Origin of the sequence: Chlamydia sp., assembly GCF_017472245.1 — a bacterium.
Taxonomy (GTDB): domain Bacteria; phylum Chlamydiota; class Chlamydiia; order Chlamydiales; family Chlamydiaceae; genus Chlamydia.
Window position 1 is genome coordinate 163,864 of record NZ_JAFUQR010000008.1, and the last position, 25,843, is coordinate 189,706.

Consider the following 25,843-nt stretch of genomic DNA (forward strand, 5'->3'; position numbering starts at 1 on the left):
AAAGTTAAACAAATTTCAAAAGAGATCGAGGAAGCTCGCTAATAAATCTACTGGGTTTCATTATGCGTTCTCCTCCCCAAAGGAATCGTGTTTTTGCTCGAGACAGGTAAAGATATTCTTGTGCTCGAGTAATTCCCACGTAACATAATCTTCGTTCTTCTTCAATATTTTCATGTAAGCCTCTGGAGTTTGCATGGGGAAGAAGATCTTCTTCGAGGCCAACAAGGAAAACAACTGGGAATTCTAATCCTTTGCTGTTGTGAATAGTCATGAGTTTTAGGCAATCACTAGAACTTGCAGTTTCGTCTGCAGAACTTTTTAGTGCCAAGTCTTCTAAAAAATTAGGCAAGTTCTCACTACTTTTGCCCCATATTTGGGTTTCTGCTAACAATTGCTCCAAGTTGTTTTTTCTATCTTCGTAAGTTTCAGGATCTTCTTTGAGAATAGAAAGATAATCTGTAATGCGAATCGTTTCGTTAATGAATTCATGAAGATCGCAGTTCCCATATAACTGCTCCATCTGATGAAAATGTGTAAGATATGAGAATAGTCCTTGCTGTTGTTTTTTAGTCAAACGAATGGGTTTCTTCTCTAAAACATCCCAACAAGCTTGCAATATGGGAAGATCTACAGTTGTTGCATAATGCATAAGCGATGCAAGTGTAGTAGCTCCAATACCACATTTTTTGAGTGTAATCGTACGCTCGAAAGCGGCCATATCGTGGTTATTAGAGAACAAACGTAGGAAGGCAAGAATGTCTTGAATTTCTTTACGTTTATAGAAAGAGATTCCACCTATAATTTCATAAGGATAGCCTCGTTTTAGAAGAGCGGCTTCAAACGATTGAGATTGAAAGTTAGTTCGATACAAGATGCAAATATGTGAAAGTGGAATATCTTTATATGAGTGTAAATTAGAAATTTCTTCCAGAACTTGTTCTGCCTCATCACGATCGTTTTTCCCTGTGAAACAGAAAATTTTATCTCCAGGACCTTTCACGCTGCGCAATGTTTTATCAAGACGTGCGGAATTATTCTGAATTAAAGCATTTGCTGCTTCAAGAATGGTTCCACAAGAACGGTAATTTTCTTCTAAACGAACAACTAAAGATTGAGAGTAATCTTGTTCAAAGTTGAGGATATTGGAGATATTGGCTCCCCGCCAAGAATATATAGACTGATCAGGATCTCCAACAACAAAAATATTGTTATGTGAAGCAGCTAGACGTTTCGCAATGAGGTATTGCGCATGGTTAGTATCTTGATACTCGTCGATCAATAAAGCTTTCCAGAGGTCCGCATACTCTTGTTGGATTTCCGGCATACGAAGGAGTTTTTCTGTTAAGAACAGAAGATCATCGAAATCCAAGGCATTGGCAGCACGTAATTGTTCCTGATACTCAGTATAAACAGCGCGAGTTGGATCAGGATACTCTCTGGAATCGAGATCCTCTGGATTTTGTAAACGATTCTTTGCTTGAGAGATAGTAAATTGCATAGCATTGCAAAGTTTTTTATCAAGATTCAGTTTACGCAAGCATTGTTTAATTAGTTTTTCTGAATCACTTTGGTCATAAATTGCAAAATTTTGCTGCCTGTTTAGTAGGTGGATAGATCGTCGAAGAATATAAACCCCAAGACTATGGAACGTACTTACCATAGGTAAATCTTTATATCTTAGATTACATTGGGCTTGGACTCGTTCTTTTAATTCGCTTGCCGCTTTGTTCGTGAAGGTGATGGCTAAAATTTGTTTAGGAGCTAATCCTACTTCTTCGATCAAGTATAGGATGCGATGGGAAACTACTCGAGTTTTCCCAGCTCCTGCTCCTGCTAAAACGAGAACTGGTTGTAATGGCGCTGTAACGGCGGTAGCTTGAGCTGCATTTAATTCGGATGTAAGCATATGTACGTAATATAATTTTTTCGGGTTCGAAGAAAATTTTCGAGAATGCATATACTCTTATGTATTTAAGGAGAGAGCGTATGCATGAGGCCTTTACTATAGAGCAACTCCCCCAGTCTTGGCAAGAACAGCTTAAAGATGAGTGGTCTCAACCATACTGGTCTCAGTTACTTAACTTTTTAAAAAATGAGTATGCAAGGACAATTGTCTATCCGAAAAAAGAGCTTGTTTTTTCTGCCTTAAAGAGCACACCTTTTGATCAAGTTAAGGTAGTTATTCTTGGGCAAGATCCTTATCACGGAGAGGGACAGGCACATGGATTAAGTTTTAGTGTCCCTAAGGGACAGGCATTACCTCCTTCCTTACGGAATATCTTTCAAGAATTGCAAACAGATCTAGGTATTCGGAATGAATCAGGATGTTTACAGACTTGGGCAGATCAAGGTGTGCTCCTTTTGAACACAGTGCTAACTGTTCGCTCTGGAGAAGCGTTTTCTCATGCTGGACGAGGATGGGAGCTTTTTACTGACGCAATTGTAACTAAATTGATTCAAAATCGGACACATGTGATCTTTGTTTTGTGGGGGAGTGCTGCGCGAAAAAAATGCGATCTTCTCTTTCAGACTCAGCATCAACACGCTGTTCTTGCCTGTGCACATCCTTCTCCATTGGCAGCGCATAGAGGATTCTTTGGGTGTTGTCACTTTTCAAAAATTAACTATCTGCTTAAAAAGCAAGGAAAGCCGATGATTAATTGGAAGATAGGATGATCGACGGAATTCAGACATGCTCCTTCTGTGCTACACACCGCTTAACAGCGAAACCCGCGGTAAGTTTAGAGATGTCCTTAGCAACACAAAGTATTCAAGAAGGAACTTTAGCCAGTACTAAACTTGAAGCGGATTTTGCACGAGCAGAACAGATTCTTACCGAGATGCAAGAAATTCGCTCGAGCCTAGAACGGTCTTTAGAGACTCTCGTTCCCGGTGAGTAAGTATTTAGCAAAAGCATCCTCTACATAAGGTTGTAGTTTTACTAAAGCTTTTGCTCTATGAGAAACTTGATTTTTTATTTCTTCTGATAGTTCTGCGTACGTTTGTTTGTAATCATGTTTGAGAAATAAGGGATCATAGCCAAATCCGGAAGACCCTCTTTCTTCAAAAACAATCATTCCTTCACAAGAGGCTTGCGCCTTATAGATTTTCCCAAAGGGAGAGATCAGAACCACACAACATTCAAAGTAGGCAGAGCGATCGATAGCATGTTCTAGCGGGAGCATTTTCTCTAGAAGTTTCTTGCGATTGTCCTTCTCGCTAGCATTTTCTCCCGCAAAAGAAGAGGACAATCTTCCTGGAAGTCCTCCTAAAGCTGGAATGATTAGCATAGAATCATCAGCGATTGTCCAACATCGAAATGTCTGTGCAGCAAAGAGGCCTTTTTGGATTGCATTTTCTTCCGGAGTTGCCCCAGTTTCTTTGGGAGGTTGGTAAGACGGGTAGTCCGCTAGAGAAAAAATATCAAATTCTCCAAGCTTCTTAAGAAAAGTCTTAGTTTCTCGTACCTTATATCCATGGGAACTAGCGATAAGAATTTTCATAAAGATCCTTTAGATTATGGAGCAGAAACAAGAATCTCTCCAGGGAGAGAGCTATACTATGATAATATCGGCGATAAGAATTTTCTTTCACTAAGCTTTTTTATTTTAAGAAGTTTCTTGCGGAGTTGGTATAGATCTAAAAAACAAAAATAGAGAAGATACCCATTTCTTGTGAAAAAAGGATTCGAAGGAAATGATGAGGATAATCTGGAAGCTTGTATTGATAGCAGGTTTTTTTCCTTGTTTAGGTAGTGCTTTGGTTCAGGTAGGGTTAGAACGCATTTTTCAGGAAGAGCAATATCTCGACAAAATACGTGGCAAACGGATTGTATTGATTTCTCATAGTGCAGCAGTTAACCAGCAAGGAGAGCATTCCTTGAGTGTGTTTGATAAACACAAAAATCTTTGCTCGTTGAGTGCTTTGTGTACGTTGGAACATGGCTATTTTGGTGCATCGATTGCTGAGACACCAGGTTATGATCCTGCATTGGCAAATATTCCTGTGGTTTCTCTTTTTTCATCTAAAGAGATTCCTCCTGAGTTAGTGGAAGGATGCGATGTCTTCGTATATGATGTGCAAGATATTGGTGTCCGCTCTTATTCATTTATATCCGTTTTATTACAGGTAGTGAGGGCTGCGGAAAGTAGTAAAAAAGAATTAATTGTTCTGGATCGGCCCAATCCTATGGGAGGAGATATGGTGGATGGTCCTTTACCAGATAAAGAAGTCTTACCTGCCATTCCTTATTGTTATGGGATGACGCCAGGAGAGCTAGCTTTGCTGTATCGAGCATGGTATGCACCTGAAGCTAGCGTGACAGTCGTTCCTATGCTAGGATGGAAACGTTCCATGACTTTTTCCGATACAGGGTTAACATGGATACCTACAAGTCCTCAGGTTCCAGATCCCCAATCTGCTTATTTCTATGCTACCACAGGGTTTATGGGAGCCTTATCAATCACAAGTATAGGTATTGGGTATACGCTGCCTTTTAAGGTTTTTGGAGCTCCTTGGATGGATGGATGTAAGATAGCCGCAGAACTCAATAAGGCGCGTCTTCCTGGGGTAAAATTCCTCCCATTCATGTATGAGCCGTTTTTTGGTAAATTTAAAATGGAGATTTGTTCCGGCGTATTGTTGGTGCTTCAAGATCCCAAAATGTTCCTTCCAATGGAAACACAAAGTGTGATTCTGGGGGTTTTGAAAACATTTTATCCTAAAGAATGTGAGCAAGCGTTTCTATTGCTAGATAGAATTATTCCTCGTCGTAAAGCTGTTCAAAGCCTTTTAGGAAATGCAGAATTTTTGAATATCTGTTTAGAGAAAAAATATATTACTTGGCCATTACGGACTTTATGTGTGGAAGGAAGAAAACATTTTAAAGAGGCACGAAAACCTTTTCTTCTCCCTGATTATACTGGATAAATGAGGGGTGTTTGACAAGAATAAACTGCCTTTCTATACCTTGGACAAAGACTGTAGCTGAATAGAGGAACGGTCGTGTCCAATAGTTTTCGTAACCAAGAAGAGGGTTTGCAGGCAGTTCTTCGTGCGGCTTGCGTAATATCTCAAATGTTCTCTCAAACAATTGGGCCTTACGGATTCAGAGCAATTGTTCATCATACTCAAAATATCCAAACCACTCGAGACAGTCGGCGTATGTTTAAAGACATTGTCTTTTTAGATGCTTTTGAAAACATAGGTATCAAGCTGATTCGAGACACTGCTTTGCAAACGCGTAGTCAGTTTGGAGATGGAGCGAAAACAACTACATTGTTGATTGAAGCCTTGCTAGAAAAGGGTATAACAGGTTTTCAGCAAGGATGCGATCCTCAAGAGCTCTACCGAGGAATGCTTCTTGCAGAACAAGAAATGCAAAAAATTTTCCATAGAAAAAAGTTCCCAGTAACAGATCTTGAGCATTTAGTGTGTGTCTCTGATATAGCTCAGAGTGTGAATACCGACCTTGCTTCCGTTTTGTCTGAAGCAGTTCGTTATGCAGGGAAGGACGGTTATTATATTCTAGAAGAAAATGAAGGGAATCGCACAACTTGGTCAGCGGAAGAATATGCTGTGTGGGATTTCGGATATACATCCCCTTATTTTATCACACATGCTGAAACTGAAACTGTAGAATATAGTCAAGTTTATGTTCTAGTTAGTGAGAGTCCTTTGCATTCATCAGATCAATGCTTCTTGGCTTTCCTAGAAGCTATTGTTCAGGGAGGAAAAACTCCTCTTATGATTATAGCTAAATCTTTTGATCGAAGACTTTTGTCTACATTAGAGATGAATCAAATAGAGGGTCGTTTCCCTGTTTGTGCAATACGTGTGGGAGGGAAGCATGCGCAAGAATCCTTAGAGGACATTGCAGCATTAACAGGAGCGAGCCTACTCACAGAAGAGGCTTTCAAGGAAACTTCTGAAGAAAAAGTGATGAGTCAATTAGGATTTGTAAAGGGAGTTTGTATTTCTGCAACGAACTTTTGTATTCCTAGAGAGGGGACGAATAAGGCAAAATTAGCAGCACATTGCTCTATTTTACGAGATGAGCTGGATCGCTTATGTAGTGAGGAAGCTCGTACTTGGCAAAAAAAACGGTTAGCTAGACTTTCTACGGGAGAAGTGCGTATTCGTGTTGCTGCAGAACTTGTCCATCAGGGAGAGCTCGCTTATATTGCTGCTTCTGTGCGAGCCATGACAGAATCTTTACGGGGGGGATGTTTACCTGGAGGAGGATGCTCGTTGATTCGTGCTGCTAGAGAAGTGTCTGTACCAATTACCCTTTCTTTGGGAGAGCGCTTTGGGTTCCTCGCTGTACTCAGCGCTGCAGAAAGGCCGTTTCGTGCTATTGTTGCCAGAAGCGGAAAAAATGTAGACGCAATATTTTCAGAAGTTTTCTCTCAAGCAGATTGGTGCATAGGATTTAATGGTCTTTCTGGGGGTGTAGAAGACATTGTTGCGCAAGGCATTTGTGATGAAGCTTTTTGTATTCAGAATGCTATCCATCATGCGGTAAGGACTGTGGGTTTATTATTAACATCGGCTTTGTTTTTTGCTTCACAGGAGGGGAGTCCTTCTGGCATAGAAAGCTCCGAAGAATAAAACACAGATACTGTTAAATTATTTTTAGCGAGAGTTTTTTTGTTGTTCTGAGGAGAATTTCTTGATCATTTAGCTAAAGCTCGGTATCCTTCTACCCTGTAGTTTCTGTGCACCAGTAGCTCAGTGGATAGAGTACCTGGCTACGAACCAGGTGGTCAGAGGTTCAAATCCTCTCTGGTGCGTTTTTTTGCGAGGATTGCTATGGGATCTTTAGTTGGAAAACAAGCTCCGAGTTTTTCGGGTAGAGCGGTTGTATGTGGAGAAGAAAAAGAGGTTTCTTTGGCAGATTTTTTCGGTAAGTATGTCGTTCTTTTCTTTTATCCTAAAGATTTTACTTTTGTTTGCCCTACAGAGTTGCACGCTTTTCAAGATAGATTATCAGATTTTGAAGAACGTGGAGCTGTTGTGATTGGATGCTCTGTTGATGATATTGAGACGCATTTGCGATGGCTGGAAGTAGAGCGACGTGCTGGGGGGATACAGGGAACAGAGTATCCATTACTAGCGGATTCTTCTTTATCAATATCTAAGGCTTATGGAGTTTTGAATCCTGAGAGGTCTCTTGCATTAAGAGGAACTTTCCTTATCGATAAGAATGGGATTGTTCGCCATGCTGTAGTTAATGATCTTCCATTAGGACGCTCAATAGAAGAAGAGCTTCGTGTTCTGGATTCATTGATTTTCTTTGAAAATCATGGAATGGTTTGTCCGGCAAACTGGCAATCTGGGAATCGTGGAATGGTGCCTTCTGAAGAGGGACTAAAAGAATATTTCCAGACAGTAGATTAAGCATCTTTAAAGGTTAGGAAGTCATACAGGTCCTGGTCGGAAAACAAAAGAAGGCTTTTTAATTTTCGGCAAAGAGCTAATGAGGCTTCGATTACGTTGTAATCACCAACACCGGGTAGTGCTAAAGCAATAATATTTTTCAGTGAAGTTTGGGTATTTAGGAAATGAAGCCCAAAGAAGTAGCTGTCGATGAAAAAGCCCTCTTCCTTTACCCTGAAGAACAGGATGTCGTACCCCTGCATGATGGCCTGTACAGCAAGAGAAACTCCTGAGGGAGAGTCTTTTCCTTGGCCAAGATGGGTATGCAGATCTGTTAGTGAAGAACAGAGATAGGCAGCTTCAAAGCTTCCTTTTTCTGCTTCTCCAAACACAACAACAGTAAATTTCATCCCAAACGCTAATTAGTTCCTTAGTTTGGGATCCTACAGCAGCCTTTGTTTATTATCTAGAAAGAGCCGCTATTTCTTTTTCGGAAGACGGATTCTTTGATCTGTAAAAATAGTATCTGAACTTAGTTTATTAAGTTTTTTTAATTCTAAGACAGGGATATTGTATTTACTTGCGATTTTACTTAAAGTTTCTCCTTGTTTAACAATGTGAATATGTTCTGGTGTTTCTCCAGCCAAGAAATCCATATAATTTTCTGGAGACGAGCCGTCAACAAGAGCTTGTAAAGAGTTCCGAAGAGCCCGCAGGTTTTGTGCTAAATTTTTTTGCTCTTGTTGAATTTCTTGTAGCTTATTTTGTACAGATGCTCGGATATCTTGGACAGATTGTGCGAGAACAGCCAATGTTTTGGCCAAGGCCTTTTGATCCGTCTCAAGTTGACGAACTTGCTGAGGAAGCTTACCGTCTTGAGCTGAAGCAAGTTGCTGGATTTTTGTATCTTGTTCATCCAACCGCTCAGAGATCATAACTAGCTCATTTTGATGCGACTGTAAGCGGGAAGAAGTATCTTCCACTTCTGCAAGAATCACTTGCAAAGACGGCGCTTTCCCCGCGCCGTAAGCAGAATAGCTAGATCCTATGAGGACAGTGATAAGGAATAAGCAATTAGCGAGCATGGATTTTAAATTCAGTACGACGGTTTTGTTGCCAGGCTAGTTCGTTATGACCAGAATGAATAGGGTGTTCTTTACCATAAGAAATAGTGAAAAGTCGGTCTGCAGCTATCCCCTGTTTTATGAGGTATTGTTTCACGGCATTAGCACGACGAGCTCCTAAGGCCAAGTTATAAGCTGCCGCTCCGCGTTCGTCGGTGTGACCTTCTATATACAGGGTTGCTTTAGGGGATTTATGTAGATGACGAACTAAGCTTGCAAGAATAGTCAGATTATCTTCTCCCTTAATAGAATAGCTATCTGTAGCGAAGGTGATATTTCTGAAAGAAGTGCTTTGAGCATCTGTTTTGTAGAGCTGTTCTTCCTTGGAATCGAAGTCTTCGACAAAAGCTTGTCGAAATTCCTCTTCGGAATAAAAAGGGACAAATCCAAAAGACGACTTACGAAGTCTTGCTGAGTCGCACCCATGATGTTCCCAATCTCTGCAAGGATAAGAGCATGAGGAAAGGAAGAAAAGGGGGAGTAGTAAGTTAAACGCTTTAAAAATAGTCTTTCTCATGATGCTTTCTTTATGTGTTGTGAAGGAAATACTCCCCAGCAAGGGAAGCGTTTCTCTCCTGATCCTATAACAATTTTCTTACTTTTTTTGGTAATTAGGCTCAGTAGAAATAGTTCGGAAGTGTTGGAAGATCCCGCACTATAAACAAGGTGATTACTATCTGCTGCCCAAGAAGGACTTTCTTTGTGTTCCGGAGACGTTGTTAACTGCTCATCTCTTCCTGTGGTTAGGTCATGCACACAAACTTGACGAACACCCTTAATCACTGAACAAAAAGCTATTTTTTTACCATCAGGAGACCATGTTGGGCAACTGCTATTTCGATATTTTTTTGTAAGTAGGTGGGGAGGATGTTGCTCAGGAGAGATCTGCATCTGATAAATGCGAGGTGTTCCATCCTTGTTAGAAACAAATACAAGACGCGAGCCGTCAGGGCTGAAAGAAGGATTTCCCTGTGTGCCAAAGCTCTCATTGAGAAGTTTTTTAGGTGAACCAATTGCTCCTGTAGCCAGTGAGAAAGGTTGCACAAAAAGATCGGGATTACCATCTCGATCGGAAATAAAGGCTAAGAGCTTAGTTTTAGGAGAGAAGGCCGGCATGAATTGGTTCCCTTGCATAGCAAGGATTTTTTTCCCAGAAGACTGATTGAGCGTGTTGAGGAAAAGCTTGGGAACTCCTAGTTTATAAGAGACATAAACATACGCAGGAACATGGCTAATATTCATCCATTTTGGAGTGATGGATAAAGAATGTTCATTAGTAAGAGGGTAGAGATGCTGTCCGTCGTAATCGACGGACCATAATTCTCCTTGTTTTAATTCTGTGGAAGAGCTGGCTGAACACAAGGAAAAAATAATTTTTCCAGAGCTAATTCCTGGAACCCGAGTAAGAAGAAAGTGAATGCGATCAGCAGCGCCATGAATGACTGGATGGTCTTTAGAAGGATCTCCAGAAAGTTCTAAAGAAAAAATTTTTTGAACGTCTTTTCCATCTCTTTTTAGAGAAAATGTCAGCTCTGGATAAGAAGATTCGATAATAACAGCGAGAGGAGCAGGTTCTCTTGTTGGTGCTAATAGGTCCCCTAAGGCTAAATCTCGAATGAATAAGTCTCGTAAAGAGAGGAGGTAGGGATTTTGTCGTGTATCTTTGGGCGAAGAAAGTAAAGCGACCGTTACCGGGACAAGAGAAGTTTCCGCTCGTACATGAATTTCTAAATCTTCACAATGAATCATGGAAGGGAAAAAACAGAGCAGACAGAGAAAAGAACGGAGAAACACAACAGAACCTTTCATCAAGCAGAATCTCCCTGCAGTCTAATATGAAAAACGATATTTTTCGAGGTTTTGTATGTATTAAAGAAAGATTGAAAAGGAATTTGTTGAATTTGTCTGAGAATATGCTGTTTATCAGCATCACCAATAGTGGATAAAATCCAACAGTTTAACAGCAATCCTTCTTTAGAAAATTCAAGTTTAATCCGTACTTCTCCTGGGAAAGGAAGACTCACATACCGTTGAAATAGCTCACAAAACGCTTCTTGCTGATAAGACAAGGTTTCTGCAGAGATCTGTACTTGGGTAGGCCAAGAAAAATGTTCAAGATGGGATTGTTGGGATTCAGCTTCCTCAGCAAGTTGATTTGCTAGCTGAGCAAGTTTTTTTAATGCTGCCTGTTTTTTTTCTAACGAAGGAGAAGGTTTTTGAGATGACTTTGGTGGTTTAGGTGGCGGTGTAGGATTAGATAGAGGAGGTTTCTTAGGAGATGGTGTATTTTGTGCTGTTTTAGGTGTTTGCGGGGATAGAGTCGAATTTTGAGATGGGCGTTTGAAAGAAGTTGGTGTTTGACTAGCTATTTTAGGTTCAGCAGGTAAGGAAACTATACGTTCTTTAAAAGAACACAACTGAGGTTTTTGCTTCTGAGGAGAAGAAAAAACGAGAATTCCTCCAAGACCGATATGTATAGCAACAGAAGCACAAAAGAAAGGAAAGTATTTAGATCTAGACATAGCTAATTCTTTAAAGCAATGTGAAGTTCTTGAAATCCGGCTTCTTCAATGGTCGATTTGATTTCTTGATACAATTTAAATGTCGTGTCGCCATCTTGCAGGAGTAAAGGAACTGTGTTGGGATATTGAGTATGAATAATAGCAAGCTGAGAGCGAAGCTCTTGTATAGAGAGAGGAGAGTCATTAAGCGTAATGGTATAATTACGGAAAACTTTGATCTCTGCTCTAGAGGAGGACTGTTGATCCAGAGACTGATGAGAAGAAGATCCTGGAGCTAGGGAGAGTGTATCAATTTTGATAAGAGGCATAGCGATCATAAATGCCATGAGGATGACAAAGACAATATCAATGAGCGGAGTAAGATTGACGCTAGGATCCTCTTCTTGATCTTCGTAAAAGAAGCGTTTCATAGGCTTGTTTGTCGATATTTGACTTCAATAGAATTGAGTAGTAGGAAAGCAATTTGTTCAATTTCAAGAGAAACTTGAGAGGCGTGTGCTCGGAGATAGTTAAAGCCTACCAGAGAAGGGATAGCCACAAATAATCCTACAATCGTTGTTCCTAGGGCAGTAGCCAAGCCCTCCATCATAATAGTTCCGTTGGCTTGTCCTGAGCTGATGTGAGCAAAAGCGAGTAGAATTCCCCAAACAGTCCCCAGCAATCCTAGAAAAGGAGCCAGACTAATAGTAGTTGCTGGAATAAAATTATTTTTGTTCAAAAGAGCTCTGTATTTAGGCATTACGGCATGGAAAAGTGTTTCTAGTGACTGAATATCTTCTCCAGAGAGTAGGGGCTTTTGTTCAGGCGCTAATTGCCTGTTTTTATCTAGTAGCTCGAGAGTACCTCGTTTAATTGTGAAGTAGAGATCAGTAAAAGGAGTAGATTCTGGATGAATGTCCAAAGAAAGAGGAGAATGGCGATTTTTTATTAAAAACTCTTTTAAAGATTTCCCTGATTTTAGAAATTTCTTTTGAATGGTGAGTTTTTGGTGAAGGACCGTCCACGTGCATATCGAAAGTGCAAGTAAGGAGAGGAAAATCACCTTTCCAAAAAGATCAGCATCCTGAAAGGATTGGATAATAGGATTATTGATAAGTTGGAACATAAGGACATAGACCAAACCAACGAGTTCCTAGGTGATCCTAACAAATTTCTGGTATAGAACCAAGATCCTTTTTGGTATGTCATTTATTGCAGGAACGCAAATAACCTTTTTGTTGTTGCGTACTTTGCTAAACCAGAGGAGAGCGGTGTTTATGATTCAGCAATGGTGGAGATTTTTTCTTTGCTTTCTGTTGAGTGGAGCTTCTTGTTTTTGTGTAGAAGAAAATAGTAAGAGAGCGCTTCCGACTGTGGAGCTTGTAAGCGAAAGCGAGCAAGCTGTGAAGGGTGCAGTTCTTCGTATTGGAGTACTTATTGCTATTCCGGAAGGGGAGCATATTTATTGGAAAAACCCTGGGGAACTAGGGATCCCCTTACGGATTTCATGGACTTTACCTCAAGGTTGCGAGTTATTGGAGGAACATTGGCCTACGCCGGAAGTTTTTGAAGAGGCGGGGACTGTTTACTTTGGTTATAAACATTCTACAATGATTGTTGCTGATGTTCGTGTTTCTAAAAATCTAACTATTGATCAGTTAGAGATAAAAGCTCAGGTGGAGTGGCTATCTTGTGGAGAAGCTTGCATCCCAGGCTCTTCTCTAAGGACTCTGGTGTTGCCAGTAGGTCCAGGCCCTTTGATTCCTAACAGTGCAGAAGGATTGGCTTTCTCTCGTTCTTTAGCAGCACAACCAAAGCCTTTGGATGCTGCTATTACGATTTCTCATCATCCGGATGGCTTGAATGTTCTTGTGAAAGAGGGAAAATCAGATGCGGCAACAAAAGCTTGGTTTATTGCAGAAAGTACGCGAGATTTTGCTTGTGCTGAAAAAGCTTTATCGGAAGGAGAACATACGCGTGTATGGCAATTGAAATATCCTGAAGGTAAGATGCCCCAGGGGAATCGTTTGTTTGGAATTCTGGTTTTCACAAATGATGCCGGGAAGGTAGTAGCTTCGTATCAGATTAAGAGTGATCAAGTACAGCAATTTTCTACTTTAGGCTGGGGATTTTTTTCCATTCTCCTTATGGCATTTGTTGGGGGTATACTTTTAAACATTATGCCTTGTGTTTTGCCTTTGATTACTCTCAAGGTGTTTAGTTTAATTAAGTCTGCAGCAGATCATCATTCTTCTTCTTTTATCAGTGGGATATGGTTTACTTTAGGAGCTGTTGCTAGTTTTTGGGGGCTCGCGATTTTTGCTCTTCTTTTGAAACTTCTTGGGCAAAACATAGGCTGGGGATTCCAGCTGCAGGAGCCAATGTTTGTTGCTGTTTTGGTCATCATTTTCTTCTTATTTGCACTTAGTTCATTAGGTGTTTTTGAGATGGGGATGATCTGTTTAAGTTTAGGAGAAAAACTTCAAGAAGAGGGTGGGGCTTCTGCAAGGAAGCACCAGCGTTGGGGAGCCTTTTTCAATGGGATGTTAACAACTCTTGTGACAACTCCTTGCACGGGACCTTTTTTAGGTTCTGTTTTCGGGTTAGTTATGGCAATCTCCTTCGTTAAACAGTTAGCTATTTTCTCTGCGATAGGATTGGGAATGGCAAGTCCCTATCTGTTGTTCGCTTCTTTTCCAAAAATGTTGGCAATTTTACCCAAGCCAGGACCTTGGATGAATACATTTAAGCAGCTGACAGGGTTTATGTTGCTAGCGACAGCAACTTGGTTGATTTGGATTTTTGGGGTAGAGACAAGTTCAACAGCGGTCACAATTCTACTTATGGGATTGTGGCTATCTTCTATTGGAGCATGGATTTTAGGGCGTTGGGGAACCCCTGTGTCTCCCCATAGGCGCAGACTTTTAGCCTCTACCGCGTTTATTTTTTGTATTATCGGTTCATTCGTTATTGCGTCTGTAGGCGTCCGTTATTTCGATAATGATACTCCCGCGGTTCAAAATGCGCAGTGGGAATCCTTTTCTCCAGAAAAACTCGCAAGTTTAAGAGAAAAGGGAATTCCTGTTTTTGTGAATTTTACAGCAAAATGGTGTTTAACTTGTCAGATGAATAAGCTTCTTCTTCATGCAAATGCACCATCTTTTGCTAGTATGGGGATCGTAACTCTAGAAGCGGATTGGACGAAGAAAGATCCACGAATTACGGAAGAGTTGGCGCGTTTAGGCAGAGCAAGTGTACCTTCTTATGTGTATTATCCTTCAGGGAGTAGTGCTCCGGTGATTCTTCCAGAGAGATTATCACAGAAGATTTTGGAAGAAACGATATTTTCTAAATAGAAATCCGTTTCATCAAGCAGAAAATTTTTCTCTAAAAGGGCTTTTTCCTTCATGATTCTTGATCAAGAAGGATTGCTTAGGAGGAAGATATGGAGATAGTCGATGCACATGTCCATCTCTCATGTGAGGAGTTTGTAGAAGATTTTGAAGAAATCGTTTTACGAGGTAAAACGGCAGGAGTAACGCGGGTTGTGAATGTAACGACGACAAAAACGGAATTGCAGCGATCGTTTGTTTACGCAGATAAATATCCGTCTTGGGTTTTTTATCACGTAGCAGGGACTCCACCGCAAGATGCTCAGGAGGATATAGAGGAAGATTTTCAAGAATTTTGTCGTGCTGCAGAGGGAGGTAAGCTTGCAGCGATTGGTGAGGTTGGTCTTGATTATTTGTTTGCTGTGCAAGAATCCGAACAAGAACAACAGAAGGCAGTTCTGCAGCGTTATTTAAGGTTAGCTTTACAGCATGAGCTCCCTCTTGTTGTCCATTGCAGAGGGGCTTTCAAGGATTTTTTCCATATTTTAGATCATGTGTATTGTTCGGATATGCGGGCTAAGCCTGGGATGTTGCATTGTTTCACAGGAACTCAAGAAGAAGCTAAAGAATTGCTCGCTCGAGACTGGTATGTTTCTATTAGTGGAATTGTAACTTTTAAAAATGCGCGAGGATTACAAGACCTTGTTAAAGAAATTCCTTTAGAACGATTATTAGTAGAGACCGATGCTCCTTACCTAGCTCCCACTCCTCTTCGTGGCAAAAGAAATGAGCCTGCCAATATTATTTACACATTAACACAGATTTCAGAGATCAAGGGAATCACTTTACATGAGCTACAAGAAGCTGTTTCTACTAATTTGCAAAGGTGGTTGAGAGGGGCTTAAAGGTAGGAAGTCTTTCGATTGAAGAGATACGGATATAGTTTTTGTTAACGTCATTTTGAATGCTTAAGGATTCGAAAGACTTTTAAGATGAGAAATAGGAAAACAAGGAACATGGAGGGATCCAAATGAAGAGGGAGGTTGCACGACAGTTTTCCTATAAGCAGTTTATCCTGCGTTGTATACATTCTATATCAGGATGTGTGTTCACACTGTTTTTGTGTGAACATCTCTTTACAAATGCCTTAGCTTCTTCTTTTTTAGCTAAGAGCCAAGGATTTATTGCCTTAGTGAATATGTTTCATAAGATTCCTGGGTTGAAAATAATTGAGATTACCTGTTTAGCCCTGCCCTTAGGAATACATTCTGTCATTGGATTAGGTTATCTATTGCGTAGTAAAGAGAATTTTTTCTCTTCTGATCAGAAAACTCCTTGTTTACGTTATGGAAGGAATCTTGCTTATACATTACAGAGAGTTACCGCTTGGATCTTGCTAATAGGTTTAGTATTTCACGTTATACAATTTCGATTCGTTTTGTACCCCATTCAGGTGAATATCCAGGGGAAAACTTTTTATGCCGTCTCTTTCGATGTTGCTCGTTATTCCTCTGTCGTGAGAGGAACCACTGGATTTTTTACCATGAATGTTCCTTTTGCTGATGGAGGCCCTCAAATTACGGAACAGTTTTTACAAGAAAAGGATCGTGCGCTGTTTTCGTCTCAAAAAGCTTATATATTCACGCCTGAGGCAGGAAAAGCTTTCCTTTATGCTGTGAGAAATGTTTTAGGATCTTTGTGGATGATGCTTTTCTACACACTTTTTGTTTTAGCTGCGGCTTTTCATGGATTTAATGGAATATGGACGTTTTTAGCGCGTTGGGGAATCATTGTTTCCTCTCGGAATTTACGTGTGTGTCAAATCTTATGCTATATCGGTATGTGTATCGTGATGGCTATGGGTGTTAGCGTAATTTGGAATATGTATTTGTTATGATGAATAAGCGTTGTCGAGTGATTGTTATTGGAGGCGGACTTGCTGGGCTCTCAGCTGCTATGCAGCTTGCAGATCGGGGTGTTTTAGTAGAGTTGTTTTCTTTAACAAAAGTCAAGAGATCTCATTCTGTATGTGCTCAGGGAGGGATTAATGCAGCTTTAAATTTAAAAGAAGAGAATGATTCTCCGTATATTCATGCCTACGACACAATAAAAGGAGGGGATTTTTTAGCAGATCAGCCACCTGTTTTGGAAATGTGTTTAACTGCACCGCGTATTATCCATATGCTGGATAGGTTTGGTTGTCCATTTAATCGTGATAAGCATGGAAATCTTGATGTGCGTCGTTTTGGAGGGACGTTATACCATCGTACAGTATTTTGCGGAGCATCTACAGGACAGCAATTGATGTACACGATGGACGAACAAGTTCGTCGTCGTGAATGTCAGGGAAAGATCATCAAAAAAGAAAATCATGAGTTCGTTCGATTGATTACCAATAAGGAGGGACGAGCTTGTGGTGTCATTGTGATGAACTTGTTCAATAATCGCTTGGAGGTTGTCCAAGGAGATGCAGTAGTAATTGCCACAGGTGGTTTAGGAGTAATTTTTAAAATGTCTACAAACTCGACCATTTGTACGGGAGCAGCTAATGGGCGATTGTTTATGCAGGGAATGCGTTATGCAAATCCAGAATTTATTCAAATCCATCCTACGGCAATTCCTGGGATTGATAAGCTGCGGTTGATATCCGAATCAGTTCGAGGAGAAGGGGGCAGAGTTTGGGTGCCGGGATGTTCATCAAAAACGATCGTTTTTCCAGATGGTTCTCTCCGCCCTTGTGGAAAGACGGGTAAGCCATGGTATTTTTTAGAAGAAATGTACCCTGCTTATGGGAATTTAGTTAGCCGAGATGTGGGAGCCAGAGCTATTTTACAAGTTTGTGAGGCAGGATTAGGAATTGAAGGACGCTACGAAGTATTTCTCGATGTCACGCATTTACCTAAAGAGACTCTGAATAAGCTAGAAGCCGTTTTAGATATATATCATAAATTCACAGGAGACGATCCTAAAAAAGTCCCTATGCGAATTTTTCCTGCGGTCCACTATTCCATGGGAGGTGCTTGGGTAGATTGGCCTGCGAGTGATGATATAGACCGCGATGACCGTTATCGACACATGACGAATATCCCAGGATGCTTTAACTGTGGAGAGTCCGATTTTCAATATCATGGAGCGAATCGTTTAGGTGCAAATTCTTTATTAGCCTGTATATATGCAGGATTAGTTGCTGGAAATGAGACTGCACGATTTATAGAATCTTTTGGTAGTAGTCTTTGTACACAGCAGGATTTGACTCAAGCTTTACAGCAGGAAGAAGAGCTTTCTCAGGAAATTCTCGCACGTAGAGGTGGGGAAAATGTATTTTTCTTACATGAAGAGATCGCACGAGTCATGGTTAATAATGTTACAGTAAAAAGAGATAACAAAACTCTTGCGAAAACTTTAGAGAAGTTAAAAGAGTTTAGAGAAAGAATGAAAAAAGTGGCGGTCCATGATTCTTCTCGGTTTGCAAACAAAACGTTTCATTTTGTTCGTCAAATGGAGCCGATGTTAGAACTGGCTTTAGCTATTACAAAAGGTGCGCTATTAAGAAACGAATTTCGAGGATCTCATTATAAACCAGAATTTCCTAAAAGAGATGACATAAATTGGTTAAAAACAACGCTTGCAACCTACTCCAAAGATGAACCAGAAATTTGTTATAAGCCTGTGGATATTCGGCATGTTAATCCAGAGTTACGGGATTATACTCAGAAGGGGTCGCAAGACGTTGTATTAGCAAATATCCCAGCGAATATTTCATTCCCTATATAAGAGGTTATTGTGAGAGAGACATTCCTATTGCATATCTATAGAGGTGTTCCTGGAAAACAGTATTGGGAAAGTTTTGAGCTGGAATTGCATCCAGGAGAGAATGTCATTAGCGCTCTCATGGCAATAGAGAAAAATCCTATAAATACTGAAGGGAAGAGAGTGAATCCCATAGTTTGGGAGCAAGCTTGTCTGGAAGAGGTGTGTGGCTCTTGTGCTATGCTGGTGAATGGTGTTCCAAGACAAGCTTGTGCTGTATTGATCCGAGAGAATATGAATGCTAATAAGGAGATCAGGTTAGCACCTCTTTCGAAGTTTCCATTAGTTCGTGATTTAATCGTTGATCGTTCTGTCATGTTTAAAAATTTAGAAGAGATCCAAGGGTGGATTTCTTCTGATAAAAGTGGAGAAGGTCCTGGTCCGAAAGTTTCTCAAAAAGAACAAGCTTTAAGGTATTCGTTGTCTATGTGTATGACTTGTGGATGTTGTACAGAAGCTTGCCCACAAGTTAATGAAAAAAATGATTTTATGGGACCTGCTACTATTGCTCAGGCTCGCTACTTTAACTCCTATTCCGGAGAGAAACGTCGAGAAAGTCGGCTACGGGTTCTTATGGGAAATAGAGGAATAGAAGGCTGTGGGCAAGCACATAATTGTGTACGCGTGTGCCCAAAGAAATTACCTTTAACAGAAAGTATTTCAGCTATGGGCAGGGAAGTTTCTCGATTTTCTTTGCGAGCATTATTTTCTTCTTTACTTAGAAAAAAAACAGAAGAACAGCAGGAAGATTCAGCAGAGCCTAATGCGTAAGTTTCGAGGATTGCATCGCAATTTTGTTCCATGGTAAAGGGAGAGAAAAAACTGTTTCTTAGTCATGTCTCGCTTGGACACTTTCGTATTTGATTCCTTGGGTAAAAAAGAAAATTCTTCTCTCTTAGAAGATATCTTGTGTTGCGAAGAGCCTCAAGGTTTTGCTCAGTATAAACGAACTTCTTTAGTAAAAAAAAATCTATCCATTGCTAGGAAATTAGCGAGCTATATCTTAAATGATCAGGGAGATTTTGAAGCAGACAAGATCGTTGAAAGTATTCAACTATTAACGAAATACTTATATCCCTTAGGGCCTCATCGTCAAGAAGAAGGACCGGCTCGAGAGCATATATTAAAAATGCTGGAATTTTTGCGTGATAATCAAGAAATTAAGAATCGCTTCCGGCGTTTTTTTGTACCTTCTTATGCTCGAGTTCAGGACTTGATTCGCAATACGTTAGCTCTTCCGATGAATGAAACTATAACCGTTCGGCATGTGCGCGAATCCGTCTTAGTTTCTTTGTTCACTTATTTACGACAAGATGTGGGATCGTGTTTTGCTACCGCATTAGCGATTCTTGTTCATCGAGAATATCCGTTGTTGTTTATTCGGGATCTCGAAGATTTATTATCTTCTGGAAAAATTTCTCGTATTGTTGGTGATCGAGAGATTACTGTGCCAATCAATCTTCTTCTTTGCATAGGGGATTTATTTAAGCCAATTCGTGTGATGGATTTGTATCCCAACCCTGTAGCTACTCTTGCTGCGGCTCCAGATATTCAAGCAGCTTTTGCGGTTTCAGGAGTATTTCCAACGACAGGAGATATTGCTAAGGAAGTGCAGGAATTACTCGCCAATGAATATATCTATCAAAAAGTTCAAGATATTCACGGGACGATAACACCTCATGATGTGATTCAGGGAAGTTTATTGCATTATTATCAGGTGTCTCCTTCTGTTGTACAATCGGTAGTTCTAGAAGAGGGATTACGTAGTAAAGATTGGGGACTTTCTTCTAGTGAGGTATTACTTTCTGCGAGTAGTCAACAGGTACTCAACTATTTGCAAGCTTATGAGCAGGCAAAATGGGGATTTATTCGTGATACACAAAACGTATTGTTAAAATCCTGGGAATATACTTTAGCTACATTAGCTGATGTTAGTCAGGCGACGACCACAAAACATTTACAGATCGCTTTAGGATGGAATAGTGAAGATGAATATGGATTACGGGAGATTATTCGGAACTTTTTAGCTGAGGAAGTGGCTACAACGCAAGCTTTTGTTGGTAAGTGTGAACAAACTTATCAAGAAGCAAAAGCGCAGTTGGAATATGTGGAAAGTCGGATGCGTAACCCAATTAACAAGCAAGATAGCCAGATTTTAGCTATGGATCATATGCGTTTTCGTCAGGAGCTCAATCAGGCTTTGCAAGATTGGAATGCTGCGCAAGAAAAATTAAAAAAAATGGTTACGCTTCCAGATTTTTTATCATCTTTCTATTTGAGGGAGATGCCGACTTATTTTCGAAGTGTGTATGATGCTTTTATTCGGGAGTTTTCAGGTCATTATGAGGATGTTCCTGCAGGTTTTCGTATACTATTTACTTACGGGAGAAGCCATCCGAATACCTGGGAGCCTATCTACTCTATCGAGGATTTTGTTCGTGCATTGACGGAGTTTTTTACCTCTACGGAAGGGGACCTTTTAGCCAAGCATAATGCGAGCGGTTTAGAAAAGGAAATTTCTATTCTTTTGCATCGAATGGTGTCTGCTTTACATGAGCCTCGTTTTCAAAAAGCTGCGATGGAACGGATTCTTAAGGCTTATAATTGCCTTATTCCTGAGGAGATTCTTCAGCATCTAGATCAAGTTACCCATACTCCCTGGGTTTATGTTTCTGGAGGAACAATAACGACCTTAATAGGAGATTATTTTGAGAATCCGCAACCTTTATCTAAGCTGGAAAAAATGCCTGCGGATCCTCATGAATTAGCAGCATTTTTCGCTGACGCATTGAAAGATCTTCCTGAAGCTGTGAAGGATTATTTAGAAGATGGAGAGCATGCTTTATTAGCAGCAGCGCCTTCTCATGTCTTTTCGGTAACAGCGGGAGCTCCTCTATTTAAAGATGCTTGGACTAATGATTGGTACAGCTATACTTGGTTGCGAGACGTATGGGTCTCCAAACATCAAGCTTTTTTAAAGCACACTATTTTTGATAAAGCAGCGATTTATGCATTTATCACACGTTTTTGCTCTCGTTATTATTTACAAGAGCTAGTGCAAGATTTTGTTTATTTTTGTGATGATTTATCCTTATCTATACCGGAGCTATATGCGAAAAGTGTGCGCTTTTTCCAAGCACATTTCAATGATGAGAACGTCTTAGTTACTTTACAAAGGTATGTGGCCTCTCAGCTCGTTCAGGAAGCTCCTTATATCTCTGAGCAGCGTTTACCAGAAATTATTCAGGACCTTTCTTCTTATTTAGGTGTTTCTTCTCGAATTTCTTATGAGCGTTTTGCTTCATTATTAGAAGACAATGTCGAAAAACATTCTTTATTGTCCTCTACAGATCTTAGACATCTTTATAAAGGCTTATTAATGGCTGGTTATCAACGAGCTTATCATGAAGAAGATCTCTCTATGCGCCTAATTGCTGCTATGCGATATCATGGTTTTGCTTATCCTGCACCACTTCTTTTTGGAGATACAAATTGGGCTTATCGATATTTCGGTTTTATTTTGCATCCGGGAACGCAGGAGATAGATTTATGGGATTTCAATTATTTAGGGTTGGCTGGACAGCCTTCAGAAAATAAAGAGCGGTGGTTTGGCGTTCGCAAGCCTTGGGTTCTCTATCCTAATCCCATCGATTATGGCATGGCTCCACCCCCTGGGTATCTTAGTGGCTTGCCGAAGGGCTTTTTTTAGTAATGAAGATATTTTATCGATCTCAAAGGTTAGATAAACGAGAAAAAGCCTACAGCTCCATCGATCTGTGTTTGATTTTTATTCTTAAGCATAGCTGTTAAAGTCTCTGCAAAGTTCTCAGAATTTAATGGTGCAAGAGGATCTTTAAGTAAAGCTTCTACAGGAAGAGTTTGTAAATAATGAGTGATATGTGGTCCACCAGTAAGGCAGACAAGAATGTCTCCAGATTCAATGACTTGTGTTTCTGCTATAGAAAGAAGTTGTTCTCGGCGTTTCAGGAATAATACCGGAGGATTTGTTCCTTCTGTGCGTACTGATAAAGATTTTGACGAAATCTGATATTCAATAAAGACCATTGAAACCGAGGCTTCGTTTCCTACCGTGGTCTCATCAAATGTTCGTATTGTTTTGTCACAGATAGAGGCCAATGAATAGCCTAAACTTGCATACGTAAGAAATAAACTACGAGCAGAAAGCGCATAAAGATACGAGGGCAGTCCAATATCGCCAGCGATTCCAATGACTCCGAAAAGACTATCCTTGTTCAAAGAAGGTATCCAACCATAAAAGAGACCGGCTTGTTGAGCTCCTTTTAAATAATGTAAAGAAAACGTTCCTCCAGGAAGCTCATTAGAGCGTTGACATAGAAGAGTGTCTTGCAAAGAGGACAGTAGAGCAAGCTCTTTTTGTAACACGTTTCCAGAAATGTATTCTACATCTGCTTTTTCTTTGACATTGAGAAGAAGAAGTAACGTGCAGTTAAAAATATTACCGAGCTCATTGATTTCGTAGCCATAAGGCTGTGGCTCATAACGTACGTTATGGTTTCCTTTCCAAACTGATTCCATACTTACAGTCAGTTCTTGTAAGGGTCTATTTAACCGTTTGCTGGTGCTGGAGAGCACCCACCCCATCAAAGAAAAGGCCAGGGTATAAAAAAAGATAACATTAATAGGAAGTCGCAGTGCTTGTGTAATACAAGTCGATAATGGGATAAGCGCGAGGGAATACGTATTGGGAATGGGTTGCCATGACGATAGATAGGCTAAAAACGTTTTCCCTTCTAACGAAACTTGTAAAAGTTCTTTAGCTTTAAAGAATTTAGGAGATGCTTCTAAAGCATGCGAAGGTAGCGGAGAAGATAGAGAAGGGTATCCTGCTAAAGAAAGGGAAAAAGCTCCTTGTTGCAAAGAGTCTGAATCTGAAAAAAGTAATTGGCCATTTTTGTTTAAGTAGCAATATAAAAGATTATGATGAGACGAGTTATTCTGAAAAAGATAGTTTCTTAGCTTTTGCATAGAATAGAAAGCAATTACCCAACCTGTTAGAGAGGGGTCTTCGTATATAGGGAGTGGCTCTGCAAATACGAGATAGTGTTCTTCTGAGCCCACGTCTTCTGAGATGGAAACTAGAGAAACTTTTTTTGGATTTTGGACAAGTTGGTTACGTATTTCTGGATGCGTTTTTATGTAACGTACGAAGGGATCTCTAGGATTTTTTGTGCGGATGCTATCATTAGCAGAAGAGAGAAGACAGAGCGATAGATCAGAATCGCCAAGAGCTACCATTTCACTATATGCTTCTGTGAAAAAATCATTGGTTGTTGTTAGCCTTTTTAAGGCTAATGTTTCTGCTAGTCGTTTAAGAAAAATAGTTTGGATAGCGATTTTTTTTTCTAGTTCTAAGTTTACATTCATTGTCTTCGTGTGAAGGTCCTGAATGACCGTTGTTTTAACTGCTGCAAATGAAAAAAAAGAGAGGACAACGAGATTTAAAAGAAGAGGGGCTGGAATTACAAGAAAAAGGAAAAAAAGGATTCTTTTAGTAAAAGTTTGTCTCATGCTGCGCACTGCACTTTCATTTTCAAAGAGGATTCCTATCGGCACAATAAAGAAGAATAGAAGAAAATATCTATAAGGATTCGCGAAGAGGAGCGCTCTTAGTAATTTTTAAAATAAGTAGCGTAATATCATCATGTTGTTGGTAATCTTTCACAAAAGATTTAATCGATCGTACGATAGATTGTATGGCTTCTTCAGCACTTTGTTGAGGAAGAGAAGCAATCAATGATTTTAAGCGTTCCTCTCCAAACATTTCTCCATATTTGTTACTTGCTTCGGTAACACCATCTGTATAAAGGACAAGGAGAGATTCTTCTTCAAGAGAGAGAGTGTAAACGGGATGAGAAGGGACATCCGGTAAGAATCCTAATGCCATACCTGGATGGGTAAGAAAAGAGACCTCTCCGTTGGGAGCTCTTAAACACGCAGGATTATGTCCGCATGAATAATATTCTAGTTGTCGTGTTGCGTAACAATAACAATAGATACATAGCGTAACAAACATTCCAGAGGTTGCAGTTTGTTTGAAGAATAATGAGGATGTTTGTTGAACAGCTTCTTGAATAGAAGAGAGTTCGCTTAAGAAAGTACGGAGCATATTTTTAAGGAAAAGAGAATAGGCGCAGGCATTAACGCCTTTTCCAGACGCGTCAGCAACTATCAAGAATAGTTTCGCTTGTTCTCCTTCTCCAATAACAAAGACATCAAAGAAATCTCCTCCTACAGTGATAGCTGGAATGTAGGCTTTTGCTATTTCTGTTGTTAGGTAATGAGGAAGTTGGTTAGGCAGTAAGCGTTGCTGAGCCTCTTCTCCTAAGCGTAAGATATTTTGTGCGTGTTGTTTCATCTCATAATTTTTTTCAGCTAAAGATTGCTGCTTAGAGAGGTTTTGCACCATCGAATTAAAAATTTCTCCCAGGCGATTTATTTCAAAACCTAGAGAATCTGGTTCATAAGGATGATGATGATTACGACGAGTCTCGATCATAGCTGTGGCTAATTTTCGGATGGGTTTAGATAACCGTTTTGCCACTAAAAAGGCCGTAATGCTTCCTAAAAGTACACAACAAAAATATGCAAAATACAATAAAGCCCGACGCCATAAAGAAGTAAAAATCAGGGATTTTTCTTCATACGTTAAGATGCGAAAATCTGTGTCTGGTAGAGTATGGATATAGCCCCACATTTCTTTGTTCTTGATGTAGAAAGAGACAAAACCTTCACCGTAAGGTAAAGGAGAGAGATTTAAGGAAGGTTTTAATAAAAGATGAGGAGGGCAGAGGTCTTCTCGGAGAAACACATCACAGAATTGTTCTTTAGAGACCTTTTTGTGTATCGATACTAGCTTCAATGAAGCATCCGTTGCTTGGAGAATAATACCGTTTTTAGAAAGGATAGCTGTTTTGATAGAAAGAGGATCTTTTGCAGCTAATACTCCTTCTAGTAAGTATTCCGTATCTGAAAGAGTATAGAGAACACCCAATACTTCTTGGGAACTAATATCGAAAATATTGATTTGTAAGACAGACAAGACTTGAGAATTGGTTCCAGAATGTCTTAAGGTAGCTAAAAAAGGTTGCGAATCAGACAGAAAAATTTCTTGATTATAGTTTTTCCCAAGTTGTTGAGGTTGACTAGAGGCCACAACAATGAAATTTCCATCAGGCTCTTTTTTTACAAGAGAGATCTCTTTGTAAGTAGAGCGAAAAATTTTCTCCATTTCCCTGCTGAGAGTAATGTCGGGTTCAGAAGGAACTCCCCGATCTAAATCGAAAATCTCGGAAAAAAGAGATAAAATATCTACATTTAGAGGAATAATTTGTTGTAGTGTATGAGCTTTAAATAGAGCATTTTCGCGCAAATCTGAGGTCGTAGAGGCCAGTGTTTTTTTGTACTGCTGGAGATTTAGTTGGAAAATGTTGATGCCTAATGGAAACATGATAGCGGCTACGCAGATGAGCCACAGACGAAATCCTATAGTTCGTGTGAAAGAGATCATGGAATATCTGTTCTTGTGGTGAATAGAAGCCGCTTTTCTCTACTTTTCTCCTAAAGGAATGAATAGAGTCTTGAGGTTCTACATACTCTTCTAGAGAAAAATCTACAAGCAAAGAGGAGAAGGGGTTTTTCATAAATCCCTTCTCAACTC

At 40.0% G+C, this 25,843-nt stretch carries 23 protein-coding genes and 1 tRNA gene; 13 read left to right on the forward strand and 11 right to left on the reverse strand.

Translation table 11 applies throughout. The features are described 5' to 3' along the window. Positions 1 to 4: 4 nt before the first annotated feature. The gene (locus tag IJ490_RS03765; protein WP_291894705.1) at positions 5 to 1,906 is read right to left on the reverse strand and encodes a UvrD-helicase domain-containing protein; all 1,902 of its coding nucleotides are present in this window, start codon (positions 1,904 to 1,906) and stop codon (positions 5 to 7) included. 80 nt (positions 1,907 to 1,986) lie between these two features. On the opposite strand from IJ490_RS03765, the gene ung reads away from it, so the two are divergent. Both ung and IJ490_RS03775 read left to right on the forward strand, forming a co-directional pair. After that, on the forward strand, positions 1,987 to 2,676 hold the full coding sequence (gene ung / locus IJ490_RS03770; RefSeq protein WP_291894333.1) for a uracil-DNA glycosylase: 690 nt from the start codon (positions 1,987 to 1,989) through the stop codon (positions 2,674 to 2,676). Then, on the forward strand, positions 2,661 to 2,900 hold the full coding sequence (locus IJ490_RS03775) for a hypothetical protein (RefSeq protein WP_291894335.1): 240 nt from the start codon (positions 2,661 to 2,663) through the stop codon (positions 2,898 to 2,900). The genes ung and IJ490_RS03775 overlap by 16 nt, the downstream gene beginning before the upstream one ends. Here IJ490_RS03775 and IJ490_RS03780 read toward each other — a convergent pair. Next, positions 2,874 to 3,503 carry a non-canonical purine NTP pyrophosphatase gene (locus IJ490_RS03780; protein ID WP_291894337.1) on the reverse strand — a complete coding sequence of 210 codons (630 nt, stop codon included), beginning with the start codon at positions 3,501 to 3,503 and terminating at the stop codon, positions 2,874 to 2,876. The two genes, IJ490_RS03775 and IJ490_RS03780, sit on opposite strands and share 27 nt — an antisense overlap. 196 nt (positions 3,504 to 3,699) lie before the next feature. Between IJ490_RS03780 and IJ490_RS03785 the strand changes: the two genes are divergently transcribed. The 4 genes from IJ490_RS03785 to IJ490_RS03800 all read left to right on the forward strand — a co-directional run bounded on the left by IJ490_RS03785 (position 3,700) and on the right by IJ490_RS03800 (position 7,398). Further along, a complete protein-coding gene (locus tag IJ490_RS03785; RefSeq protein WP_291894708.1) occupies positions 3,700 to 4,929 on the forward strand; it encodes an exo-beta-N-acetylmuramidase NamZ domain-containing protein in 1,230 nt (409 codons plus the stop codon). 75 nt (positions 4,930 to 5,004) lie between these two features. Then, entirely contained in the window at positions 5,005 to 6,609 is a 1,605-nt protein-coding gene (groEL2, locus tag IJ490_RS03790; RefSeq protein ID WP_291894341.1) for a variant chaperonin GroEL2, read from the forward strand. A gap of 109 nt (positions 6,610 to 6,718) precedes the next feature. Then, a tRNA-Arg gene (locus IJ490_RS03795) sits at positions 6,719 to 6,791 on the forward strand. 19 nt (positions 6,792 to 6,810) lie between these two features. Beyond that, the gene (locus IJ490_RS03800; RefSeq protein ID WP_291894345.1) at positions 6,811 to 7,398 is read left to right on the forward strand and encodes a peroxiredoxin; all 588 of its coding nucleotides are present in this window, start codon (positions 6,811 to 6,813) and stop codon (positions 7,396 to 7,398) included. Here IJ490_RS03800 and IJ490_RS03805 read toward each other — a convergent pair. The 7 genes from IJ490_RS03805 to IJ490_RS03835 all read right to left on the reverse strand — a co-directional run bounded on the left by IJ490_RS03805 (position 7,395) and on the right by IJ490_RS03835 (position 12,128). Then, positions 7,395 to 7,787: a hypothetical protein gene (locus IJ490_RS03805; protein WP_291894349.1), complete on the reverse strand. Its 393-nt coding sequence runs from the start codon at positions 7,785 to 7,787 to the stop codon at positions 7,395 to 7,397. The genes IJ490_RS03800 and IJ490_RS03805 overlap by 4 nt on opposite strands. Positions 7,788 to 7,856: 69 nt before the next feature. Next, complete coding sequence (locus IJ490_RS03810; protein WP_291894352.1) at positions 7,857 to 8,462, reverse strand: LysM peptidoglycan-binding domain-containing protein; 606 nt, start codon at positions 8,460 to 8,462, stop codon at positions 7,857 to 7,859. Then, positions 8,452 to 9,018 (reverse strand): OmpA family protein, encoded by a 567-nt coding sequence (locus IJ490_RS03815; protein WP_291894355.1) that lies wholly within the window; start codon positions 9,016 to 9,018, stop codon positions 8,452 to 8,454. Before IJ490_RS03815 ends, IJ490_RS03810 begins: the two co-directional genes overlap by 11 nt. Continuing rightward, the gene (tolB, locus tag IJ490_RS03820; protein ID WP_291894358.1) at positions 9,015 to 10,310 is read right to left on the reverse strand and encodes a Tol-Pal system protein TolB; all 1,296 of its coding nucleotides are present in this window, start codon (positions 10,308 to 10,310) and stop codon (positions 9,015 to 9,017) included. Before tolB ends, IJ490_RS03815 begins: the two co-directional genes overlap by 4 nt. Continuing rightward, positions 10,310 to 11,023, reverse strand: coding sequence for an inclusion-associated protein (locus tag IJ490_RS03825; protein ID WP_291894361.1), 714 nt, complete (start codon positions 11,021 to 11,023; stop codon positions 10,310 to 10,312). Before IJ490_RS03825 ends, tolB begins: the two co-directional genes overlap by 1 nt. Before the next feature lie 2 nt (positions 11,024 to 11,025). Further along, a complete protein-coding gene (locus IJ490_RS03830) occupies positions 11,026 to 11,433 on the reverse strand; it encodes a biopolymer transporter ExbD (RefSeq protein ID WP_291894364.1) in 408 nt (135 codons plus the stop codon). Continuing rightward, positions 11,430 to 12,128, reverse strand: coding sequence for a MotA/TolQ/ExbB proton channel family protein (locus IJ490_RS03835; protein WP_291894367.1), 699 nt, complete (start codon positions 12,126 to 12,128; stop codon positions 11,430 to 11,432). Before IJ490_RS03835 ends, IJ490_RS03830 begins: the two co-directional genes overlap by 4 nt. Positions 12,129 to 12,279: 151 nt before the next feature. Here IJ490_RS03835 and IJ490_RS03840 point away from each other — a divergent pair, with 151 nt between their 5' ends. The 6 genes from IJ490_RS03840 (at position 12,280) to IJ490_RS03865 (ending at position 21,853) form a co-directional block, all read left to right on the forward strand. After that, complete coding sequence (locus IJ490_RS03840) at positions 12,280 to 14,358, forward strand: thioredoxin family protein (protein WP_291894711.1); 2,079 nt, start codon at positions 12,280 to 12,282, stop codon at positions 14,356 to 14,358. 89 nt (positions 14,359 to 14,447) lie between these two features. Continuing rightward, positions 14,448 to 15,239 (forward strand): TatD family hydrolase, encoded by a 792-nt coding sequence (locus tag IJ490_RS03845; protein WP_291894370.1) that lies wholly within the window; start codon positions 14,448 to 14,450, stop codon positions 15,237 to 15,239. A gap of 485 nt (positions 15,240 to 15,724) precedes the next feature. Beyond that, positions 15,725 to 16,231, forward strand: a complete 507-nt coding sequence (locus IJ490_RS03850; RefSeq protein ID WP_291894714.1) for a succinate dehydrogenase — start codon at positions 15,725 to 15,727, stop codon at positions 16,229 to 16,231. Next, the gene (sdhA, locus tag IJ490_RS03855) at positions 16,228 to 18,108 is read left to right on the forward strand and encodes a succinate dehydrogenase flavoprotein subunit (RefSeq protein WP_291894374.1); all 1,881 of its coding nucleotides are present in this window, start codon (positions 16,228 to 16,230) and stop codon (positions 18,106 to 18,108) included. Before IJ490_RS03850 ends, sdhA begins: the two co-directional genes overlap by 4 nt. Before the next feature lie 9 nt (positions 18,109 to 18,117). Then, entirely contained in the window at positions 18,118 to 18,915 is a 798-nt protein-coding gene (gene sdhB, locus IJ490_RS03860) for a succinate dehydrogenase iron-sulfur subunit (protein WP_291894377.1), read from the forward strand. Positions 18,916 to 18,979: 64 nt separating this feature from the next. Beyond that, positions 18,980 to 21,853 carry a hypothetical protein gene (locus IJ490_RS03865; RefSeq protein ID WP_291894380.1) on the forward strand — a complete coding sequence of 958 codons (2,874 nt, stop codon included), beginning with the start codon at positions 18,980 to 18,982 and terminating at the stop codon, positions 21,851 to 21,853. Positions 21,854 to 21,882: 29 nt separating this feature from the next. Here the strand turns inward: IJ490_RS03865 and IJ490_RS03870 are convergent, their stop codons facing one another. Continuing rightward, entirely contained in the window at positions 21,883 to 23,550 is a 1,668-nt protein-coding gene (locus IJ490_RS03870; protein WP_291894383.1) for a PP2C family serine/threonine-protein phosphatase, read from the reverse strand. 22 nt (positions 23,551 to 23,572) lie between these two features. On the opposite strand from IJ490_RS03870, the gene IJ490_RS03875 reads away from it, so the two are divergent. Next, positions 23,573 to 23,770, forward strand: coding sequence for a hypothetical protein (locus IJ490_RS03875; protein ID WP_291894386.1), 198 nt, complete (start codon positions 23,573 to 23,575; stop codon positions 23,768 to 23,770). Here IJ490_RS03875 and IJ490_RS03880 read toward each other — a convergent pair. Beyond that, a complete protein-coding gene (locus IJ490_RS03880) occupies positions 23,765 to 25,693 on the reverse strand; it encodes a SpoIIE family protein phosphatase (RefSeq protein ID WP_291894389.1) in 1,929 nt (642 codons plus the stop codon). The genes IJ490_RS03875 and IJ490_RS03880 overlap by 6 nt on opposite strands. Between the last annotated feature and the right edge of the window lie 150 nt (positions 25,694 to 25,843).

Bases quoted from the DNA above. Each gene is read 5' to 3' on its own strand.
- IJ490_RS03765 (WP_291894705.1), bottom strand. From the start codon at position 1,906: ATGCTTACATCCGAATTAAATGCAGCTCAAGCTACCGCCGTTACAGCG.
- ung (WP_291894333.1), top strand. From the start codon at position 1,987: ATGCATGAGGCCTTTACTATAGAGCAACTCCCCCAGTCTTGGCAAGAA.
- IJ490_RS03780 (WP_291894337.1), bottom strand. From the start codon at position 3,503: ATGAAAATTCTTATCGCTAGTTCCCATGGATATAAGGTACGAGAAACT.
- IJ490_RS03785 (WP_291894708.1), top strand. From the start codon at position 3,700: ATGAGGATAATCTGGAAGCTTGTATTGATAGCAGGTTTTTTTCCTTGT.
- IJ490_RS03800 (WP_291894345.1), top strand. From the start codon at position 6,811: ATGGGATCTTTAGTTGGAAAACAAGCTCCGAGTTTTTCGGGTAGAGCG.
- IJ490_RS03805 (WP_291894349.1), bottom strand. From the start codon at position 7,787: ATGAAATTTACTGTTGTTGTGTTTGGAGAAGCAGAAAAAGGAAGCTTT.
- IJ490_RS03810 (WP_291894352.1), bottom strand. From the start codon at position 8,462: ATGCTCGCTAATTGCTTATTCCTTATCACTGTCCTCATAGGATCTAGC.
- IJ490_RS03815 (WP_291894355.1), bottom strand. From the start codon at position 9,018: ATGAGAAAGACTATTTTTAAAGCGTTTAACTTACTACTCCCCCTTTTC.
- tolB (WP_291894358.1), bottom strand. From the start codon at position 10,310: ATGAAAGGTTCTGTTGTGTTTCTCCGTTCTTTTCTCTGTCTGCTCTGT.
- IJ490_RS03825 (WP_291894361.1), bottom strand. From the start codon at position 11,023: ATGTCTAGATCTAAATACTTTCCTTTCTTTTGTGCTTCTGTTGCTATA.
- IJ490_RS03830 (WP_291894364.1), bottom strand. From the start codon at position 11,433: ATGAAACGCTTCTTTTACGAAGATCAAGAAGAGGATCCTAGCGTCAAT.
- IJ490_RS03835 (WP_291894367.1), bottom strand. From the start codon at position 12,128: ATGTTCCAACTTATCAATAATCCTATTATCCAATCCTTTCAGGATGCT.
- IJ490_RS03840 (WP_291894711.1), top strand. From the start codon at position 12,280: ATGATTCAGCAATGGTGGAGATTTTTTCTTTGCTTTCTGTTGAGTGGA.
- IJ490_RS03845 (WP_291894370.1), top strand. From the start codon at position 14,448: ATGGAGATAGTCGATGCACATGTCCATCTCTCATGTGAGGAGTTTGTA.
- sdhA (WP_291894374.1), top strand. From the start codon at position 16,228: ATGATGAATAAGCGTTGTCGAGTGATTGTTATTGGAGGCGGACTTGCT.
- IJ490_RS03865 (WP_291894380.1), top strand. From the start codon at position 18,980: ATGTCTCGCTTGGACACTTTCGTATTTGATTCCTTGGGTAAAAAAGAA.
- IJ490_RS03870 (WP_291894383.1), bottom strand. From the start codon at position 23,550: ATGAATGTAAACTTAGAACTAGAAAAAAAAATCGCTATCCAAACTATT.
- IJ490_RS03875 (WP_291894386.1), top strand. From the start codon at position 23,573: ATGACCGTTGTTTTAACTGCTGCAAATGAAAAAAAAGAGAGGACAACG.
- IJ490_RS03880 (WP_291894389.1), bottom strand. From the start codon at position 25,693: ATGATCTCTTTCACACGAACTATAGGATTTCGTCTGTGGCTCATCTGC.